15 protein-coding genes and 1 pseudogene are annotated in these 18,696 nt (G+C 68.2%); 5 read left to right on the top strand and 11 right to left on the bottom strand.

Annotated elements, in window-relative coordinates; translation table 11 throughout:
* The first annotated feature begins 41 nt into the window (after positions 1 to 41).
* Positions 42 to 329, top strand: a complete 288-nt coding sequence (locus B0F77_RS23110; RefSeq protein WP_086665052.1) for a hypothetical protein — start codon at positions 42 to 44, stop codon at positions 327 to 329.
* Positions 330 to 559: 230 nt separating this feature from the next.
* On the opposite strand, the gene B0F77_RS23105 is transcribed toward B0F77_RS23110, so the two are convergent.
* From B0F77_RS23105 to B0F77_RS23095, 3 genes are all read right to left on the bottom strand, one after another.
* Positions 560 to 1,729 (bottom strand): S8 family peptidase, encoded by a 1,170-nt coding sequence (locus B0F77_RS23105; RefSeq protein ID WP_342746812.1) that lies wholly within the window; start codon positions 1,727 to 1,729, stop codon positions 560 to 562.
* A gap of 110 nt (positions 1,730 to 1,839) precedes the next feature.
* On the bottom strand, positions 1,840 to 2,913 hold the full coding sequence (locus B0F77_RS23100) for a S8 family peptidase (protein WP_342746811.1): 1,074 nt from the start codon (positions 2,911 to 2,913) through the stop codon (positions 1,840 to 1,842).
* A 76-nt stretch (positions 2,914 to 2,989) separates the two neighbouring features.
* A complete protein-coding gene (locus B0F77_RS23095; protein ID WP_086665050.1) occupies positions 2,990 to 4,153 on the bottom strand; it encodes a S8 family peptidase in 1,164 nt (387 codons plus the stop codon).
* A gap of 179 nt (positions 4,154 to 4,332) precedes the next feature.
* On the opposite strand from B0F77_RS23095, the gene B0F77_RS23090 reads away from it, so the two are divergent.
* Entirely contained in the window at positions 4,333 to 5,250 is a 918-nt protein-coding gene (locus B0F77_RS23090; protein ID WP_086665049.1) for a hypothetical protein, read from the top strand.
* Here the strand turns inward: B0F77_RS23090 and B0F77_RS23085 are convergent.
* The 8 genes and pseudogenes from B0F77_RS23085 to B0F77_RS23050 form a co-directional block, all read right to left on the bottom strand.
* On the bottom strand, positions 5,190 to 6,005 hold the full coding sequence (locus B0F77_RS23085; protein ID WP_086665048.1) for an alpha/beta fold hydrolase: 816 nt from the start codon (positions 6,003 to 6,005) through the stop codon (positions 5,190 to 5,192). The two genes, B0F77_RS23090 and B0F77_RS23085, sit on opposite strands and share 61 nt — an antisense overlap.
* 13 nt (positions 6,006 to 6,018) lie before the next feature.
* The gene (locus B0F77_RS23080; protein WP_086665047.1) at positions 6,019 to 7,158 is read right to left on the bottom strand and encodes an acyl-CoA dehydrogenase family protein; all 1,140 of its coding nucleotides are present in this window, start codon (positions 7,156 to 7,158) and stop codon (positions 6,019 to 6,021) included.
* A complete protein-coding gene (locus B0F77_RS23075; protein WP_086665046.1) occupies positions 7,155 to 9,002 on the bottom strand; it encodes an ATP-binding protein in 1,848 nt (615 codons plus the stop codon). Before B0F77_RS23075 ends, B0F77_RS23080 begins: the two co-directional genes overlap by 4 nt.
* A 5-nt stretch (positions 9,003 to 9,007) precedes the next feature.
* A complete protein-coding gene (locus B0F77_RS23070; protein WP_086665045.1) occupies positions 9,008 to 10,558 on the bottom strand; it encodes an acyl-CoA carboxylase subunit beta in 1,551 nt (516 codons plus the stop codon).
* Positions 10,558 to 11,670: an acyl-CoA dehydrogenase family protein gene (locus tag B0F77_RS23065; RefSeq protein ID WP_086665044.1), complete on the bottom strand. Its 1,113-nt coding sequence runs from the start codon at positions 11,668 to 11,670 to the stop codon at positions 10,558 to 10,560. The genes B0F77_RS23070 and B0F77_RS23065 overlap by 1 nt, the downstream gene beginning before the upstream one ends.
* Positions 11,667 to 13,189 (bottom strand): annotated as a pseudogene (locus B0F77_RS23060) (acyclic terpene utilization AtuA family protein). The gene B0F77_RS23065 and the pseudogene B0F77_RS23060 overlap by 4 nt, the downstream one beginning before the upstream one ends.
* Positions 13,186 to 13,920 (bottom strand): TIGR03084 family metal-binding protein, encoded by a 735-nt coding sequence (locus B0F77_RS23055; RefSeq protein WP_086665043.1) that lies wholly within the window; start codon positions 13,918 to 13,920, stop codon positions 13,186 to 13,188. The pseudogene B0F77_RS23060 and the gene B0F77_RS23055 overlap by 4 nt, the downstream one beginning before the upstream one ends.
* Positions 13,917 to 14,498 carry a TetR/AcrR family transcriptional regulator gene (locus tag B0F77_RS23050; protein ID WP_245848567.1) on the bottom strand — a complete coding sequence of 194 codons (582 nt, stop codon included), beginning with the start codon at positions 14,496 to 14,498 and terminating at the stop codon, positions 13,917 to 13,919. The genes B0F77_RS23055 and B0F77_RS23050 overlap by 4 nt, the downstream gene beginning before the upstream one ends.
* Positions 14,499 to 14,570: 72 nt before the next feature.
* Between B0F77_RS23050 and B0F77_RS23045 the strand changes: the two genes are divergently transcribed.
* From B0F77_RS23045 to B0F77_RS23035, 3 genes are all read left to right on the top strand, one after another.
* Complete coding sequence (locus tag B0F77_RS23045; RefSeq protein WP_211293943.1) at positions 14,571 to 15,302, top strand: putative protein N(5)-glutamine methyltransferase; 732 nt, start codon at positions 14,571 to 14,573, stop codon at positions 15,300 to 15,302.
* A 129-nt stretch (positions 15,303 to 15,431) separates the two neighbouring features.
* Entirely contained in the window at positions 15,432 to 18,215 is a 2,784-nt protein-coding gene (locus tag B0F77_RS23040) for a DUF4082 domain-containing protein (RefSeq protein WP_086665041.1), read from the top strand.
* Positions 18,216 to 18,230: 15 nt separating this feature from the next.
* On the top strand, positions 18,231 to 18,575 hold the full coding sequence (locus B0F77_RS23035; RefSeq protein WP_245848566.1) for a nuclear transport factor 2 family protein: 345 nt from the start codon (positions 18,231 to 18,233) through the stop codon (positions 18,573 to 18,575).
* Positions 18,576 to 18,696 lie beyond the last annotated feature (121 nt).

The following is an 18,696-nucleotide window of genomic DNA, read 5'->3' as shown; positions in this document are numbered from 1 at the left end:
TTTCTCCAGCGGGGACGCCCGCCGTTGGCTAGCTTTCGATCATGCGGATCGCGGTGGCTCTGTTCGGCACGCTGGCGATGTTCGTGCTCAGCATCGGCGTGCTCTTCCTGGGCATCCTCGGCTTCACCCCGGTGAACCCGTGCACCGGGCCGTGCCACGTACCGCTGGCCCTGGTCCTGGTCGGCACCGGTGTCATCTGGCTGTCCACGATGTTCGCAACGTGGTTCCGCGCCCTACGCGAGCCGCGCGCGTACTGGCCATGGATCGGAGCACTACTGATCGTCGTGCTCTACCTGGTGTCACTCAAGATCGCGGAACAGGTCCTCTAGCCGCGCCGACCGGCCCTGAAGGCGTCTGCAAGTACCACCAACTCATCATCAACAGACACTTTTCTACTACCAACAGGGCCGTTCTGGCCCGCGAGGGCACGGCGTGCGACGAACGAGTTGGGTGTAGTTAGCTGCGATTCGATCAAGAGTTGGTGGTACTTGCAGACGCCAGCCGCCACCAACAGAAGAAGGCCGCGACCGAAGCCGCGGCCTTCTCCTAGAGACTCGACTCACGCAGTAGGCGCGAGGTAAAGCAGCCGGTTCGGCGACCCGGTCCCCGGCGAGGTGACCTTCGACGGCGTCGACTGCGCGATCAGGTAAGAAGCAACCTGAGCCGGAGTCGCCGTCTTGTTCGTCGACAGGTAGCGCGCCGCGGCACCGGCCACGTGCGGGGTCGCCATCGACGTACCCGAGATGGTGTTGGTAGCGCTGTCAGAGGTGTTCCAAGCCGACGTGATGTTGCTGCCCGGAGCGAAGATGTCCAGGATCGCGCCGTAGTTCGAGTACGAGGCGCGGGCGTCGGTGTTGGTGGTGGCGCCCACCGTGATCGCCTCAGCCACACGGGCCGGCGAGAACCCGGACGCGTTCGCGTTCGAGTTACCAGCCGCCACCGCGAAGGTCACGCCCTTGGCGATGGCGTTCTTCACGGCCGTGTCGAGGGTGGCGTTGGAGCTGCCGCCGAGCGACAGGTTGGCGACGGCCGGCTTGACGGCGTTGGCGCCCACCCAGTCGATGCCCGCCGCGACACCCGCGAGGGTGCCGGAGCCGTCGTTGTCGAGCACGCGGACGGCGACGATCTTCGCGGCCTTCGCGACGCCGTACTGCGAGCCCGCGATGGTGCCGGCGACGTGCGTGCCGTGGCCGTTGCCGTCCTGCGCGACGTTGTCGTTCTCCACGAAGTCACGGCCGTTGGAAGCGCGACCACCGAACGTGGAGTGGCTGATCCGCACGCCGGTGTCGATGACGTACGCGGTGACGCCCGAACCGGTCGACGTGTAGCTGTACTTGGAGTCCAGCGGCAGGTTCTTCTGGTCGATGCGGTCGAGACCCCACGACGGCGGGTTCGTCTGCGTCGCCTGCGCGTGGACGACCTGGTCGGCCTCGACGAACTCGACGGACGGGTCGGCGGCCAGGTGCTTGGCCTGCTTCTCCGTCAGCTTCACGTTGAAGCCGCCGAAGCTGGTGTAGTCCCGCTCGACGTTCGCGCCGAAACGCGACGCCAGGGCGTGGGAGGAACCCTTGCCCTCCTTCAGCTTCACGATGAAGCTGCCGGCGATCTTGTCGGGGGAGCCGAGGGACAGGACCTCGCCTTCCGCTGCGGAGGCGTTGGGAACCAGGAGAACCGACATGGCGAGGCTCGCCACGCCGGCACCGGCCAGGAACCGGATCTTTCGCGTCATGATGTGCATTCCGTTCTTTGCAGGGGAACGAAGCACTTTCGACGTTATGGATCGATCCGGTTCCTGCCAAGGGTGTCCTAAAGATTAGGACGAACCTGTGTATTCACCTTTCACAGGGAAGACGGCCAATGGAGAATACGAGTGACGGGTGGCGTTCCCGGAGTGCCCGTGGTAACCAGCGCGCGCTCCACCTGCGCGGGCGTGGCCGCACGGTTGAACTCCAGGTATCGGGCCGCGACACCGGCCGCGTGCGGGGCCGCCATCGACGAACCGCTCAGCGTGTTGGTCGCGGTGTCCGAAGTGTTCCAGGTGGACGGGACGTTGACGCCCGCCGCCCAGATGTCCACCAACGGCCCGAAGTTCGACGACGACGACTTGGTGTCGGTCGGCGTCAACGCACCCACGCAGATCGCCTGCGAAACCCGTTGGGGCGACGACCCACCGGGATCGGTGTTGCTGCCACCGGCCGCCACCGTGTACGAGATCCCTGAGTCGATCGACTTCTTCACCGCGGTGTCCAGCGCCGCGGAAGCACTGCCGCCCAACGACATGTTCGCCACGGCGGGCTTCACGGCGTTGCGCGTCACCCAGTCCACGCCCGCGATGACACCGGAAATGGTGCCGGAGCCCGAGCCGTTCAGCACCCGCACGCCCCACACGGTCGCGCGCTTGGCCACGCCGTAGGTGGTGGCCGCGGCGATGCCGGCGACGTGCGTGCCGTGACCGTTGTCGTCCTGCGCGATCGCGTCGTTGTCGACGGTGTCCCAACCGTTGCGAGCACGCCCACCGAAGTCCGTGTGCGTCACACGGAGACCGGTGTCGAGCACGTAGATGTTCACGCCACGGCCGGTGCTCGTGTACTCGTAGCGCTGATCCAACGGCAGCGCGCGCTGGTCGATCCGGTCCAGTCCCCAGGGCGGGTTGAGCTGGACGCTGTTGGCGTGCACGATCCCGTCACGTTCCACGGAGGACACGTTCGGGTCCGCCTTCAGCGCACGAACCTGTGCAGCGGTCATCCGGGCGCTGAAACCGTTGAAAACACTCGAATACGTGTGCTCGACCGTGCCACCGAACGACGACACGGCTCCATCTCTGAGCACCACGATGTACGAGGACGTGGCCGCGGACGCCGGGGCGACCACGACCGCTGCCGCCAGGGCGGCGACTGCCAGCAGGGCTCTCACAGGCGGATTTCCTTTCATTTGCAGGGAAAACGGCCCCGGCTCGAAGGGAGCCGGGGCCGCACATCTTCAAAACCGATCAGCTGGTCGACGGCCAGTACAGGAGCCTGGTCGTCGTGCCGGCGCCGGGGTTGGTGACCTTGCCGTTGGTGGCGTTGGAGGTGATCGCGGCCGAGACCTGCGCGGGCGTCACGTTGAAGTTGCCCTGCAGGTAACGGGCCACCACGCCGACGACGTGCGGCGTCGCCATCGAGGTGCCCGAGATGGTGTTCGTGGCCGTGTCACTGGTGTTCCACGCCGACGTGATGTCGCGGCCGGGTGCGAACACGTCGACGACGGGGCCGAAGTTGGAGAACGACGACCGCGCGTCGTTGCGGTCGGTCGACCCCACGGTGATCGCCGCCGCCACCCGTGCGGGCGAGGTGTTGGCAGCGTTGGTGTTCGAGTTGCCGGCCGCCACCGCGAACGTGACGCCCCGCGTGATCGCGCCCTGCACGGCGCTGTCGAGGGAGGCGTTCGCGCCGCCGCCCAGCGACATGTTGGCCACCGCGGGCTTGACGTGGTTCGCGGCCACCCAGTTGATGCCCGCGTTGACACCGGCGAGCGTGCCGGAACCCGAGTTGTTCAGCACGCGCACCGCGATGATGTTCGCGGCCTTCGCCACGCCGTACTGAGAGCCCGCGATGGTTCCGGCGACGTGCGTGCCGTGGCCGTTGCCGTCCTGCGCGACGGCGTCGTTGTCCACGAAGTCGTACCCGTTCTTCGCACGGCCGCCGAACGTCTGGTGTGTGATCCGGACACCGGTGTCGATCACGTAGGCGTTCACGCCAGAGCCGGTGGAGTTGTAGGTGTAGCGCTGGTCGAGGGGCAGGTTGCGCTGGTCGATCCGGTCCAGGCCCCACGAGGGCGGGTTGACCTGGGTGGCCTGGACGCTGAGCACCTGGTCGCGTTCCACGAAATCGACCGAGGGGTCAGCGGCCAGTCTGCGTGCCTGGGCGTCGGACATCCTGACCGAGAAGCCCTTGAACGCGGCGTCGTAGACGTACCCGATCTGGCCGCCGAAGCGGGTACCGAGAGTCGCGGCGCTCGCGGTGACGGCGTTGTCCTTCAGCTTCACGACGAAGCTGCCGGGGATGTTCTGGACGCCCTGGAAGGTGAGGATCTCGCCCACTGCGGCCTGTGCGGGTACCGCGAAGGCCGCGATCATGACCGCCGAGCCGAGCAGGGTCGCTGTCTTGCGCATTCGTCGTCCTGTTCGTCGCAGGGATGCTCAGGAACCCAATCGAGACTATTGGCGGCGTAATAGACCCGAGATCTGAACTTTCCGGGTTTCCCAGCGGCCCGAAACCGCCGATCGGCTGTACCGCGTTCCCTTTGCTGCCGATAGCCTTCCCAGCTTGACCCCGGGAAACGGAGGGGTGGATGCTGACGATTTACCCACCGCGCGAGGAGCTCGCCGACCTCTTGGTGACGGGTCCGTTCGCGGACGCGTTGCGGGTCGCGATCCAGGTGCGGGGGCTCAGTCTGGAACGGCTGCAGCACCGGCTCAAGGTGCGCGGCGCGCCCATCAGCGTCACGGCGCTGAGCTACTGGCAGTCGGGTCGCCGCAGACCCGAGAGACCCGAGTCGTTGATGGCGCTCACCCAGCTCGAGGACGTGCTCGGACTACCGGAGACCGCCCTGTCGCGGCTGCTCGGCCCACCCCGGCCGCGCGGGCGTTCCCGCAGGCGGGAGCAGTCGGCACGGGCACCGTGGGACGGTTCCGGGCTGGTCCTGACCGCCCAGCACGACCGGGTCGAGGTCGCGCCCTGCGGCGGTGTGCGCGGCGTCCGGTCCCGCCAGGTCATGCAGGCGAGGGCGGCCAATGTGGACCGATGGATCCTCTGCCACGAAACGGGTTCCGCCCAGGGCACGGCACAGCCCGCGCTGACCGCCGTGCGGTCCTGCCGGGTCGGCCGGATCGCCAGGGAACGCACGAACGGCGTGCTCGTCGCGGAGTTGTTGTTCGACGAACCGATCTCTCCCGGCGAGTCGGTCGCGATCGAGTACGAATTGATCTATCCACATCCGACGGTCGAGCACACGCATTTCCGCCGGTTCGCCGAACGCGTGCACGACTACGTGCTGGAGATCAAATTCCCGGCCGGGTCCCCGCCCGCTTCGTGCGAGCAATTCGCGTCCGGTCCGGCGGGAACGGAAATGTTCGGCGGCACGCGCCCTGCCCCGGTGGACTCGTGGGGCTACGCGCACGCCGCCGCGCTCGACTTCGGTCCTGGCCTCTACGGGATGCGCTGGACCGCCGCCGCGAACGCCTCCCGGTCGTCGAGCCAGGGGGCGTGACCGGCCGCCTTCTGGACGACGAACCGCGCGTGCGGGAGCAGTTCCGCGTACTCGTGCGCGCGGTTGAGCGGAAGTGCGATGTCGATCTCACCGACGAGCAGAAGCGTTGGCACGTCGAGGGATTCGAGTGCCGCGCGGGTCGCCTCGGGGTCGAGCGCACCCTCGGCGTAGAACATCTCGGCGGCGTCCTCGTTGGTCGGGTGCTCGTCGTCGAGCTTGCTGATCTCGTCGTCCCAGCGTCCGTGCCAGAACGGGGCGATCGTGTCGAACGCCTCGGGCGTCGCGTTGCCCGCCCAGATCTCCTCGAACCCCTTGATGGCTTCCGCGTACCAGGGCTCGCCGCTGCGGCTGTGCGCGATCACCCGGCGATCGTCGTCGGTGACGTCGATGCCGACGACGCGCGGGCTCGGTGCGACGAGGACGAGTTCCTTGACGTGCTGCGGGTATCGCGTGGCGTAGAGGATCGCGAGGGTGCCGCCGGCGGAGTGCCCGAGCAGCCTGATCCGGTCGAGCCCGAGGTGACGGCGGAGTGCTTCCACGTCGTCGACCTGGCGGTCCACGCGGTAGGACTCCGCCGGCGCCGTCTCGGACTCACCGGTGCCGCGCAGGTCGAGCCTGAGCATGTTGTCCAACGGCAGTGGTGCGAGGTAGGACGACGCCGTCATTGGCCCGCCCGGCAGGCAGATGAGCGGGTCATCCCCTGCCGGGCCGTGGTACGCGAGCGTGATGCCGTCGAAGGTCTTGAAGGTCCCCATGCCCCGCAGTCTGTCAGTACGACCTGGGCAGCTTCAGGCTGTTCTGCGCGACGAAGTTGAGGACCATCTCCCTGCTGACGGGCGCGATGCGGGACAGCCGGGACATGCCGAGCATCGACGCCAGCCCGAACTCGGTGGTCAGTCCGTTGCCGCCGTGCGTCTGGATCGCCTGGTCGACGGCGGCCGCGATGGCCTCACCCGCCGCGTACTTGGCCATGTTCGCGGCCTCACCAGCCTGCTTGTCGCGGCCCGAGTCGTACAGCGCGGCGGCCTTCTGCGTCATCAGCCGTGCCAGTTCGATCTCGACGTGGATCTTCGCCAGCGGGTGCGCCAGACCCTGGTGCGAGCCGATCGGGCTGTCCCACACCTTGCGCTGCTGGGCGTAGGTCACGGCCTTGCTGATCGCCAGCCGGGCCGAGCCGGTGGCCATGCTCGCGCCCATGATCCGTTCGGGGTTGAGGCCCGCGAACACCTGCAGCAGGCCCTGGTCCGGGGAACCGACGACAGCGTCCGAAGGCAGCCGGACGTCGTCGAAGAACAGCGTGAACTGCTTCTCCGGCGCGACCAGGTCCATCTCGATCCGGTGCCAGGTGAAGCCCTCGGCGTTCGTCGGGACGACCACGAGCACCGGCCCGGTCTTCTGGATCGCCACGACGAGCACGGCGTCGACCTCGTCGATGCCGGAGATGAACGTCTTGCTGCCCTTGAGGATCCAGTCGTCACCGTCGCGGCGGACGTGCGTCTTCAGCTGGTGCGAGTTCGATCCGGCGTCCGGCTCGGTGATCGCGAACGCCATCTTGAGCGTGCCGTCCGCGAAACCGGGCAGCCACTTGGACTTCTGTTCCTCGGTGCCGAACCGGGCGATCACCGTGGCGCAGATCGCCGGCGACACCACCATGAGCAGCAACGGACATCCCGCCGCCGCCAGCTCCTCGCACACCGCGGCGAGGTCACCGATGCCGCCGCCACCGCCGCCGTACTCCTCTGGCACGGCCACGCCGAGGTAGCCGAGCTTGCCGGCCTCCTCCCACAGCTCGGTGGCCTTCTCCCCCGATTTGGCCTTGGTGATGAAGTACTCGTGACCGTACTTGGCGCCCAGCTCGGACACGGCCTTGCGCAGCGCGATCCGCTCTTCGGACTCGACGAAGCTCATTGTTCGTCTCCACTCTCTTCGGCTACTACGGCCAGGACATCGCCGGCATTGACCTGCTGGGCATTCTCGACGAGGAGCTCGGTGACGGTGCCCGCGTTGGTGGCGAGCACCCGGTGTTCCATCTTCATCGCTTCCAGCACCAGGAGTTCGGCACCGGCCTCGACCTGATCGCCCTGCCGGACGCTGACCCGGACGACCGTGCCGGGCATCGGCGCGACGGTCGCGCCCGGTGCGAGCCTGGTCTCCGGTTCGGGGAAGCGCGGCACGACCTTCAACGTCACCGACCCGCGCGGCGAGTCGACCTCGACCAGATCGCCGTACCGGGCAACGTGGAACGGCGTCCGCACGCCGTCCAGGTCCAGGGTCACCACGTCGGGAGCGGCCTGTTTCGGGTCGTACTCGACCTCGACCAGTTCCTCCCCGAACAGGAACCTCGCCTTCGGCTGCTGCGACCGCACGTTGCGCCAGCCGAGGGGCAGGTGCCCGATCTTGCGACTCGCGGCGGACGCGAGCGCGGCGGCGAGCGCAAACGGTTGCGGGTCAACGGTCCGGACGAAGTCGTGCTCGGTCAGGAACCCGGTGTGCGTGTCCCCGTTGAGGAACGCGTCGCTCTCCAGGATGTCCACGAGCAGCGCGCGGTTCGTGACGAGGCCGTGGATCCGCGCGCCCGCCAACGCCGTCGCGAGCTTGCGGGCGGCCGCGGCCCGCGTCGGCGCGTACGCGATCACCTTGGCCAGCATGGGGTCGTAGTGCACGGAGACGACCGAGCCGTCCTCCACCCCGCTGTCCAGCCTGATGTCACCGGGCACGTGGAACCGGTGCAGCGTGCCGCTCGCCGGACGCCAGTCGTTCGCCGGGTCCTCGGCGTAAAGCCGCACCTCGATGGCGTGGCCGCGCGGTTCCGGCACCTCAACCGGCAGCGCGGCGCCCTCCGCGATCCGCAGCTGCCACTCGACCAGGTCGACGCCGTGCACCAGTTCGGTGACCGGATGCTCGACCTGTAGCCGCGTGTTGACCTCCAGGAAGTGGAAGTCCTCGCCCTTCAGCATGAACTCGACGGTGCCGGCGCCCACGTAGCCGATCGACTCGGCCGCTGCCGTCGCCGCCGCGAACAACCGCCTGCGGACGTCGTCGGTCACCGCCGGGCTGGGCGACTCCTCGACGATCTTCTGGTGCCGGCGCTGGATCGAGCACTCGCGTTCGCCGAGCGCCCACACCGTTCCGTGGGCGTCCGCCAGGATCTGCACCTCGACGTGTCGTGCGTGCTCCAGCAACGGCTCGCAGAACACCGTCGGGTCGCCGAACGCGGACTCGGCCTCACGGCGTGCGCTGGCCAACGCGTCCGCGAACTCGGACTTCTCACGCACGATCCGCATACCGCGCCCGCCACCACCGGCGGAAGCCTTGATCAGCACGGGGAACGTCGTGACGGTCTCCGGATCCAGTTCCGGCAGCGTCGGCACACCGGCGGCCGCCATGCGCTTCTTCGCGGCGACCTTGGAGCCCATCGACTCGATCGAGTCCGGTTCGGGGCCGACCCAGGTCAGGCCCGCCGCCTGGACCTTCCGCGCGAAGTCGGCGTTCTCACTCAGGAACCCGTAGCCGGGGTGAACGGCGTCCGCTCCGGCCTTCACCGCCGCTTCGACGAGCAGGTCGGCGCGCAGGTAGGTCTCGGTGGGCGACGCACCGGGCAACCGCACCGCGAAGTCGGCCTCCCGCACGTGCGGCGCGTCGGCGTCCGGGTCGGAGAACACCGCGACCGTGCGGATTCCGTTGGCCTGGCAGGTGCGGATGATCCGGCGAGCGATCTCGCCGCGGTTGGCGATCAGCAGAGTTTTGATCACGGGACTCACATCCGGAAGACGCCGAAGCCGTCGGCGCCCTTGATCGGTCCACTGTGGATAGCGGAGAGGCAGAGGGCCAGCACGGTCCTGGTGTCGCGCGGGTCGATCACGCCGTCGTCGTAGAGCTTCCCGGACAGGAACGGCGCCAGCGACTGCTCCTCGATCTGCGCCTCGACCATCTTCCGCATGGCCGCGTCGTGCTCCTCGTTGTACTCCTGGCCCTTCGCGAGGGCGGCCTGCCGCCCGACGATCGAGAGCACGCCCGCGAGCTGCGCCGGGCCCATCACGGCCGACTTGGCGTTGGGCCAGGTGAACAGGAACCGCGGGTCGTACGCCCGCCCGCACATCCCGTAGTTGCCCGCGCCGTACGACGCGCCCATCGTGATCGTCAGGTGCGGCACCCGGCTGTTCGACACGGCGTTGATCATCATCGAGCCGTGCTTGACGATGCCGCCCTGCTCGTACTGGGCACCGACCATGTAGCCGGTGGTGTTCTGCAGGAAGACGAGCGGGGTGTCGCTGGAGTTCGCGAGCTGGATGAACTGCGTGGCCTTCTGCGACTCCTCGCTGAACAGCACGCCGCGCGCGTTGGCGAGGATGCCGACCGGGTAGCCGTGGATCCTGGCCCACCCGGTGACGAGGCTGTTGCCGTACAACGGTTTGAACTCGTCGAACAGTGACCCGTCGACGAGCCGCGCGATGACGTCGCGCGGGTCGAACGGCACCCGCTGGTCCTCGGAGACGACGTCCAGGATGCTTTCGGCGTCGAACAACGGCTCCTCGACGGGTGCCGGTTCGGGACCGAGCTTGCGCCAGTTCAGCCGCGCGACCACCCTGCGCGCCAACCGGATCGCGTCGGTCTCGTCCTCCGCCACGAAGTCCGCGAGCCCGGACGTCGTGCCGTGCATCGAAGCGCCGCCCAGCGACTCGTCGTCGGCGTCCTCGCCGGTCGCCATCTTCACCAGCGGCGGCCCACCGAGGAACACCTTGGACCGGTCCTTGATCATGATCACGTAGTCCGACATGCCCGGTACGTACGCGCCACCGGCCGTCGCGTTGCCGAACACCGCCGTGATCGTCGGGATGCCCGCGGCCGACAACCTGGTCAGGTCGCGGAACGCCCGCCCGCCGGGGATGAAGATCTCGCCCTGCGTCGGCAGGTCGGCGCCACCGGACTCGACGAGGCTGATCAGCGGCAACCGGTTCTGCAGCGCGATGTCGTTGGCCCGCAACGACTTGCGCAGCGTGTACGGGTTCGACGAGCCACCGCGCACGGTCGGGTCGTTCGCGACGATCACGCACTCGACGCCTTCGACCCGCCCGATGCCGGTGACGACGCTGGCTCCGACGGGGAAGTCCGTGCCCCACGCGGCGAGCGGGGACAGCTCCAGGAACGGGCTGTCCTCGTCGATGAGCAGCTCGACCCGTTCGCGGGCCAGCAGCTTGCCGCGCTTGTGGTGCCGTTCGACGTACTTCGGCCCACCTCCCGCGAGCGCTTTGGCGTGTTCGGCGTCGAGTCCCGCGATCTTCGCGAGCAGCGCCTCCCTGTTGCCCATCAGGCGAACCCCAATCGTCGTGCCGCGAGCTCGGTCATCACTTCACTCGCCCCGCCCCCGATGCCGAGGATGCGGGCGTCCCGGTAATGACGCTCCACTTCGGACTCCCGCATGTAGCCCATGCCGCCGTGCAACTGCACCGCCGCGTCCACCACGAACGAACACGCGTCCACGGCGGCGTTCTTGGCGAAGCAGACCTCCGTGACGCAGTCCTCGCCGCGGTTGATCCGCGCCGCGACCTCGCGTGTGTAGGTCCGGGCCAGGTCGATCCGCTGCGCCATGTCGGCGAGCCGGTGACCGACCACCTGGTTCTTGATCAGCGCTTTGCCGAACGTCTCGCGGTTGCGCGTCCAGTCGACGGTCAGGTCGAGGGCGCGCTGCGCCGTCGCGTACGCCTCGACCGCCATCGTCACGCGCTCGACCTGGAACTGCCGCATGATCTGCGCGAACCCCTGGTTCTCCTCGCCCACCAGGTTCTTCGCCGGCACCCGCACGTCGTCGAAGTGCAGTTCGGCGGTATCGCTGCAGTGCCAGCCCATCTTGTCGAGCTTGCGTCGGGTGAACCCGTCCTCGACGACGAGCAGCGAAATGCCTTTGTAGCCCTTCTCGCCGGTGCGCACTGCCGTCGTGACGAAGTCCGCCCGGTGTCCCGAGGTGATGAACGTCTTGGTGCCGTTGACGACGTAATGATCGCCGTCCCGGACGGCCGTGGTCCTGATCGCCGCGACGTCGGAGCCCGCACCGGGTTCGGTGACCGCGAGGCTGCCGATCTTCTCGCCCCGGATGGCGGGCCTCGCGAACCGGTCGATCAGGTCCTCGTTCCCGGACTGCCAGATGTGCGGGATCGCGATGCCGAGCGTGAACAACGCCGCCATCAGTCCAGACGAGCCGCCGTTCTGGATGATCTCCTCGGTCAGCGCGACCGAGTCGAGCAGGTCGCCGTGCTCGAACCCGATGCCGAGCAGGTCGAGTTCGGCCGCCTTCTTGTGCAGCTCGCGCGGCACCTCGCCCTGCTTCTCCCACTCGTCCAGGTGCGGCGCGATCTCCTTGCGGGTGAAGTCGCGGACGAGTTCCCTCAGCTCTTTGCGCTCGTACAGGTCCTTGGTGATCACAGGAGCTCCTCCGGGATCTCGACTTCCCTGCTGCGCAACCACTCGCCGAGCGCCTTCGCCTGCGGGTCGAACCGCGTGCCGGCGGCCACGCCGTCGCCGAGCAGCCCGTGCAGCACGAAGTTGAGCGCCTTGAGGTTCGGCAGCTCGTACCGGCTGACCTCCTGGGCCTCCGGCAGCAGCTCGCGCAGCTTCTCCGTCGTCAGGAACCCGTTGAGCCACTCGTACGCTTCTTCTGACCGAACCCAGACTCCGAGGTTCGCGTCTCCGCCCTTGTCACCGCTGCGCGCCCCGGCGATCGTTCCCAACGGCCTCTTCACAGCAACACCGCCTTGGCGCTGACCTCGTCACGGTTCACGTACGCCGCCCGGTAGACGCCGAACGGCGTTCCGTCACTCGGCGGTGCCGTCACGTGGAACCCCGGATAGCTCGCCAGCGCCAGCTCGATCGCCGCCCGGCTGAACCCCTTTGCCCGCTTCGGATCCGTCGTCTTGATCGTCACGTGCAGCAACGCGCTGGCCCGCTCCTCGGTGTCCGCGTCCGCGTGATCCGTGCGTGCCAGCGTCCAGCTCAGGCCCTCGGCACCGATGGCGTCGTGCAGCTGCCGCCTGACCAGCTCGGCCTTCTCCTCGACGTCGAGTCCGGTGAGGACGAACGTCGTGGCGTTCTTGAAGCCGCCCAACGTGTTCAGGCACACCTTCAGCGTGTCCGGCGGCGGACTCCCCTTGACGCCGCTGATCCTCACGCCGCGCTCGTGCCCGTCCAACCGGATGGTGTCGAAGTGCGTGGTGACGTCCGGCCCCAGGTACTCCGGCGCCCCGATCTCGTAGAGCAGCTGGGCCGTGACGGTGTCGACGGTGACCGCGCCACCTGTCCCGTCGTGCTTGGTGATCAGGCACGACCCGTCCTCGTCGAGCTCCGCGATCGGGAACCCTGGCCGGGTCGCGTCGATCTCGGTGAAGAAGGAGTAGTTCCCGCCGGTCGCCTGCGTCCCGCACTCCAGCACGTGCCCGGCGACCGTCGCCCCGGCGAGCCGGTCCCAGTCGTCCCGCGCCCAGCCGAAGTGCGCGGCCGCCGGCCCGACCACCAGGCTCGCATCCGTGACCCGCCCGGTGACCACGACCTGCGCGCCCTGGTTCAGGCAGTCCGCGATCTCCCACGCGCCCAGATAAGCGTTGGCGGTCAACGCCTCCGGGAACCGCGCCTTGAGATCGTCACCCGTGACGTACCCGACCTTGGCGTCCAGCTTGCGCGCCAGCCCCTCGGGGTTGAGCCCGCCGGCGTTCACGACGATCTTGACGCCCTGGTCCAGGGCCAGCGCCAGACAGTCCTCCATCTGCCGCAGGAACGTCCTGGCGTATCCCAGCGACGAGTCCTTCAGGCGATCCCGGCCGAGGATCAGCATGGTCAGCTCGGCGAGGTAGTCACCGGTCAGGACGTCGAGCTCGCCACCTTCGAGCTGCTCGCGCATGGCGGACAGGCGGTCGCCGTAGAACCCGGACGCGTTGCCGATCCGGATCATCGGCCACCTCCTGGCGGACCCGCGAAGGCCTGCGCGATCGGCACCCACTCCTGCGCGACCGGCCCGACGGCCTCGATCGCCAGCTCCTTGCGGTTGCGCCGCTGCGTCACCAGCCACGCGAAGTCCAGCGCGGGCCCGGAAACCCGGTTCTCCGCGCCCTCGGGCCCCCACGTCCACAGCTCGCCACCAGGCCCGGTCAGCTCGACGCGAACCTCGGCCTCCGGTGCCGCCAGGCCGTTGAGCAGGAACGCGAATCCCATGGCCCGCACCCCGATGTGGCACACGTGCCGGATCCGCGCGGACGGCTCCCGCACCACTCCCAGCGCGTCGAACACGTCCTGCCCGTGCGCCCACGTCTCCATGATCCGCGCGGTCGCCATCGACGCCGGGCTCATCGGCGGCCCGAACCACACGATCTTCCCGGACGCCCGCGCCAACTGGGCCCGCAACGCCGCGCGCCCGGAACGCCACTGCTCCAGCAGGTCCGGCATGGCCGCGCCCTCTGCCGCGGTCCGGTCCACGATGTCCCCGGTCAACGGCTGAGCCTGGAACGCCTCGGGATCGGTGATCGCGAGGATCGCCGCCCGGTCCGTCCACATGAGATGACCGATCTGGTGCCCGACCGTCCACCCCTGCGCGGGCGTCGGCACCGTCCAGTCCGGTGCGCCCGCGACGAGGTCGTCCAGCTCCCGCGACTCGGCGTCGAGGTCGGCCAGCAGTTCCGTGATCACAGCTGTTCCTCCAGCATCCTCGCCCAGTAGCGCACGACGTGCGCGCGGCGCTTGGCGTCGTCGGCGAGCTGGTTGGCCAGCGCCAGTCCGCGCACGAGATCCAGGGTCGCCTGCACGGCGTCCTTCACCCCGGGCTTGGTGTCGTCGACGTCGAGCAGTTCCAACGCCAGCTCGTACACCTCACGCCCGAGCCGTGCCTGCAGCTCCAGCACCTGCCCGTGCAGCTCGGGGTCGGTACGCGCGGCCACCCACAGCTCCAGGGCCGCGGTGAACAGGTCGCTGGCGTGGAAGTCCGCGATCAGCTCCACCACGGCGTGCGTGCTCTTGTCCGCGATCTCCGCGCGCCGCTTGAGCACCTCGACGCTCTCCGCGCCCACGTGCTCCACGGCCGCCGCCACCAGCTCACCGCGCGTGCGGAAGTGGTGCAGTTGCGCGCCCCGCGACACCCCGGCACGTTCGGCCACCTCGGTCGTCGTAGTGCCTGACCAGCCACGTTCCACCAGGCACTGGACCGTCGCCTCCATCAGCTTCCGCTTGGTCCCGCGGCTGCGGTCGGCCTGGCGTTGCCTCGTCTCCACGGTCCCGAGTGTTCCGGCCCACAAACAAACAGTCAAGCCTGCTTGTAAATGCCGGTGTTAGCGTCGGCAGCGATGAACGTCGTTGATCGCCTCCGGGCCGCGGGCTGCGTGTTCGCCGAGGAAGAAGCCGCCCTGCTCGCCGAGGCTGCCACCTCCCCCGAACACCTCGAAGAACTGGTCGCCCAACGGGTCGGCGGCCTGCCGCTCGAGCACGTCGTCGGCTGGGCGGAGTTCTGCGGGCAACGGATCGTGGTGACCAAAGGCGTGTTCGTGCCGCGCCACCGCACCGAACTGCTCGTCGACCTCGCCACCGACCTGAAGCCCGAGCTGATCGTCGACCTGTGCTGCGGCTCCGGCGCGGTCGGCGCGGTGCTGCAACACAGGCTTCCGAACGCCACGGTCTACGCAGCCGACATCGACCCCACGGCCGTTGAGTGCGCACGCCAGAACCTGACCAACGTGTTCGAGGGCGACCTGTTCGACGCGCTACCCGCACACCTAAAGGGACACATCGACGTCGTGGTCGCCAACGTGCCGTACGTGCCGACCGACGACATCCAGTTCATGCCGCCTGAAGCACGCGAGTACGAGGCCCGCGTCGCCCTCGACGGCGGCACGGACGGACTCGAAGTCATGCGCCGAGTGGCGGCCCAGGCGACAACCTGGCTACGCCCCGGCGGTCGCCTGATGAGCGAGACGAGCGCCCGCCAGGCACCCGCGGCACTGGATGCCTTCAGAACAGCCGGACTCGACGCCGAATTGATCACCGGAGAAGACTCGGCCGCAGTTGTCGGCCGCAGTTGAACGGTCGGTATCGCTTTTTCAGCCCGAGCGTTATCCGGTTCAACAAATAGTCACCTAATCGGCGCATCCTTATCCACTGATTTGGCAACATTCCGGGCAACAGCCGCAATTGCCGAGGTAGGGTCCAGCATGGCAGCTGAAAACACGACTGGTTCAGTGGCCGCCGCCCAGGGGGGAAACCTGGTCGCCGCCGACGGGCCGTACAGCATTTGGGGACCGACTGACACGCCAGCGGTCATTTCCGAGTCGGACACCGACTCGCTCGAGTTAGGCGTTCGATTCCGGGCCAACACCGCCGGTCGCATCACCGGTGTGAGGTTCTACAAAGGCGCCGGCAACGGCGGTACCCACACCGGATCGGTGTGGACGACGAACGGCATCCGGCTCGCGACCGCGACCTTCACGAACGAGACCGCCGCGGGCTGGCAGACGGCGACGTTCGCGACGCCGGTGCAGGTTCAGCCCAACACGACCTACATCGCCTCGTACTTCGCGCCGCAGGGCCGCTACAGCACGAGCTACAACTACTTCACCACCGCCAGGGTCAACGGGCCGCTGACCGCGCCCGCGTCGAAGACGGCCGAGCCGAACGGCGTCTTCCGCTACGGCACCACGAGCGCGTTCCCGGACTCGACGCACCTGAGCGCCAACTACTGGGTCGACGTGATCTTCGAGTCCGTGCCGCTGGACCAGGGGTTCGGCGGGCCAGTGCTGCTGGTCAAGTCGGACGCGCACCCGTTCAGCCGGTACTTCAGCGAGATCCTGCGCGCCGAGGGCATCGGCTCGTTCACGACGGCCGACCTGGCGTCCGTCACCGCCACCGTCCTCGGGCAGCACGACGTGGCGATCCTCGGCGAGATCCCGCTGACCCAGGCGCAGGCCACGATGTTCACCGACTGGGTCAACGCCGGCGGCAACCTCATCGCCTCCCGGCCGGACAAGAAGCTCAGCGCGTTGCTCGGGCTGACCGACCAGAACACCACGCTCAGCAACGCGTACGTGCTGATCGACCCCGCACAGGTGCCCGGTCTGCCGAACACGACCCTGCAGTTCCACAGCACCGCAGACCGTTACACCGCAACGGGTGCGACGACCGTGGCCACGCTCTACAGCAACGCCACGACCGCGACCAACAGCCCGGCCGTCACCATCCGCCAGACGGCAGGCGGCGGGCACGCGGTGGCGTTCACCTACGACCTGGCGCGCTCGGTAGTCCAGACCCGGCAGGGAAACCCGGCGTGGGCGGGTATGGAACGCGACGGCGACGACCCGTTGCGTCCGGTGGACCTGTTCTTCGGCGCGAAACAAGGTGACGTGCAGCCGGACTGGATCGACTTCAGCAAGGTCGCCATCCCGCAGGCGGACGAGCAGCAGCGCCTGCTGACGAACGTCCTCGCGCTGATCAACCGCGCCAAGAAGCCGATCCCGAAGACCTGGTACCTGCCCAAGGGCCTCAAGGCCGCCATCGTCATGGCCCTCGACGACCACGGCGTCCCGGACGGCACCCAGACGTACTTCAACGAGCTCCTCGCCAACACGCCCGCCGGCGCGCAGCTGAACCAGTGGGAGTGCCTGCGCGCCACGTCCTGGATGTTCGTCGACGGCGCGACCATGACCAACGCGCAGGCGGGGACATACAACTCGCAGGGCTTCGATCTGGGCATCCACGTCAACACCGGCTGCGCGGACTGGACACCCGCCTCACTGGAGGCGACGTTCACCTCGGAACTGGCGTTGTGGGCCTCGCACTACCCGAGCCTGCCCGCGCAGACGGGCAACCGGACGCACTGCATCGTGTGGAGCGACTGGGCGACGCAGCCCAAGGTCGAGCTGGGCAAGGGCATCCGGATGGACCTCAACTACTACTACGCGCCGGACTGGTGGGTGCAGAACCGGCCCGGCATGTTCACCGGCTCCGGCCTGCCGATGCGGTTCGCCGACCTCGACGGCTCGATGATCGACGTCTACCAGGTCGTCTCGCAGCTCGTCGACGAGAACGGCATCGCCTACCCGGCCGGCATCGACGCCATGCTCGACCGCGCGCTCGGTTTCGAGGGCTACTACGGCGTTTTCGGCACGCACTACTACATCAGCGGGGACAACTTCGGCACGCAGGTGATCACGTCGGCGAAGGCCCGTGGCGTGCCGATGATCACCGGCAAGCAGATCCTCGACTGGACCGACGGCCGCAACGCGTCGTTCTTCTCACAGATCGCCTGGAGCGGCAACAACCTGACGTTCACGGCCACTGCGGACGGACGAACGAACGGCATGTTGCGCGGCATGCTGCCCGTGCAGTCGGTCAAGGGCGCGCTCACGGGACTCACCCGCAACGGCGCGGCCGTCGCCCACACGCAGGAGACGATCAAGGGCGTCACGTACGCGATGTTCCCGGCCGCCTCGGGGAACTTCAGCGCGGCCTACACACCGCACACGTTCCCCGCGTCGCTCTTCGCCCAGTCCCTGCCGACGAACGTCACGACGACCGACACCAGCGCCGGCGAGCTCGGGTTCAAGTTCGTCCCCGCGGTGAACGGCAAGATCACCCACGTCAAGTTCCACAAGGGCCCGCAGAACCTCGGCACGCACACGGTGAGCGTGTGGTCGTCCACCGGCACCCGGCTCGCCACGGCCACGGCGACCAACGAGACGGCGGCCGGCTGGCAGACCGTGGCGCTGCCGGCGCCGCTCAACGTCACCGCGGGCCAGACGTACATCGCGTCGTACTTCTGCCCCGGCGGCCGCTACTCGTACGAATACGACTTCTTCACCCAGGCCCGCACCAGCGGTCCGCTCACCGCGCCGTCGTCCATCGGCAGCGGCGGGAACGGGGTCTACGCCCTCGGCAGCAACTTCCCGGACCAGACGTATCGGGCGTTGAACTACTGGGTGGACGTGATCTTCCAGCTGTAGCGTACAATGTACGGTATGTCGTACGACGAGGTCATGCAGTGGTTCGCAACCTGGGACGAGCTCGCGGTGGTGGGAGAGGTCGAGAAAATGGCCGACATGGCCCTGTTCCCGATCAACACCGTCACCGACGGCTCGGCGACGTCGTGGGACCGGGAGCGGTTCCTGACCGAAATGGGGGCCCAACTGGGCGGTGAGGTGCAGATGGAGTCCGTGCGCACGCCGCACTTCATCAACGACAACCTGGTCTTCGTCATCACGGACGGAACGATCAACGGGATGACGGTTCGCTACGGCGACCTTCTGGTGAAGGTCGGCGGCGAGTGGCAGTTCCAGACGATGGTCCAGGGCGGCTGGGCCTAGACCCTGGACCGCGTGAGGTGCCTGATCACGCCAATCAGGCACCTCACCTCGAGGGCTCGGTTTTCTGTCGGTGCTCGTCGCTATGGTCCAGCCGTGCCCGCAGAGTTGGATGATCACCGCA

It is taken from the genome of Lentzea kentuckyensis, from assembly GCF_002150765.1.
GTDB lineage: Bacteria > Actinomycetota > Actinomycetes > Mycobacteriales > Pseudonocardiaceae > Lentzea > Lentzea kentuckyensis.
This window is presented reverse-complemented; position numbering and strand designations above follow the sequence as displayed.

Coding starts and splice junctions, on each gene's coding strand:
- B0F77_RS23110 (WP_086665052.1), top strand. CDS start 42: ATGCGGATCGCGGTGGCTCTGTTCGGCACGCTGGCGATGTTCGTGCTC.
- B0F77_RS23105 (WP_342746812.1), bottom strand. CDS start 1,729: ATGACGCGAAAGATCCGGTTCCTGGCCGGTGCCGGCGTGGCGAGCCTC.
- B0F77_RS23095 (WP_086665050.1), bottom strand. CDS start 4,153: ATGCGCAAGACAGCGACCCTGCTCGGCTCGGCGGTCATGATCGCGGCC.
- B0F77_RS23090 (WP_086665049.1), top strand. CDS start 4,333: ATGCTGACGATTTACCCACCGCGCGAGGAGCTCGCCGACCTCTTGGTG.
- B0F77_RS23085 (WP_086665048.1), bottom strand. CDS start 6,005: ATGGGGACCTTCAAGACCTTCGACGGCATCACGCTCGCGTACCACGGC.
- B0F77_RS23080 (WP_086665047.1), bottom strand. CDS start 7,158: ATGAGCTTCGTCGAGTCCGAAGAGCGGATCGCGCTGCGCAAGGCCGTG.
- B0F77_RS23070 (WP_086665045.1), bottom strand. CDS start 10,558: ATGGGCAACAGGGAGGCGCTGCTCGCGAAGATCGCGGGACTCGACGCC.
- B0F77_RS23045 (WP_211293943.1), top strand. CDS start 14,571: ATGAACGTCGTTGATCGCCTCCGGGCCGCGGGCTGCGTGTTCGCCGAG.
- B0F77_RS23040 (WP_086665041.1), top strand. CDS start 15,432: ATGGCAGCTGAAAACACGACTGGTTCAGTGGCCGCCGCCCAGGGGGGA.
- B0F77_RS23035 (WP_245848566.1), top strand. CDS start 18,231: ATGTCGTACGACGAGGTCATGCAGTGGTTCGCAACCTGGGACGAGCTC.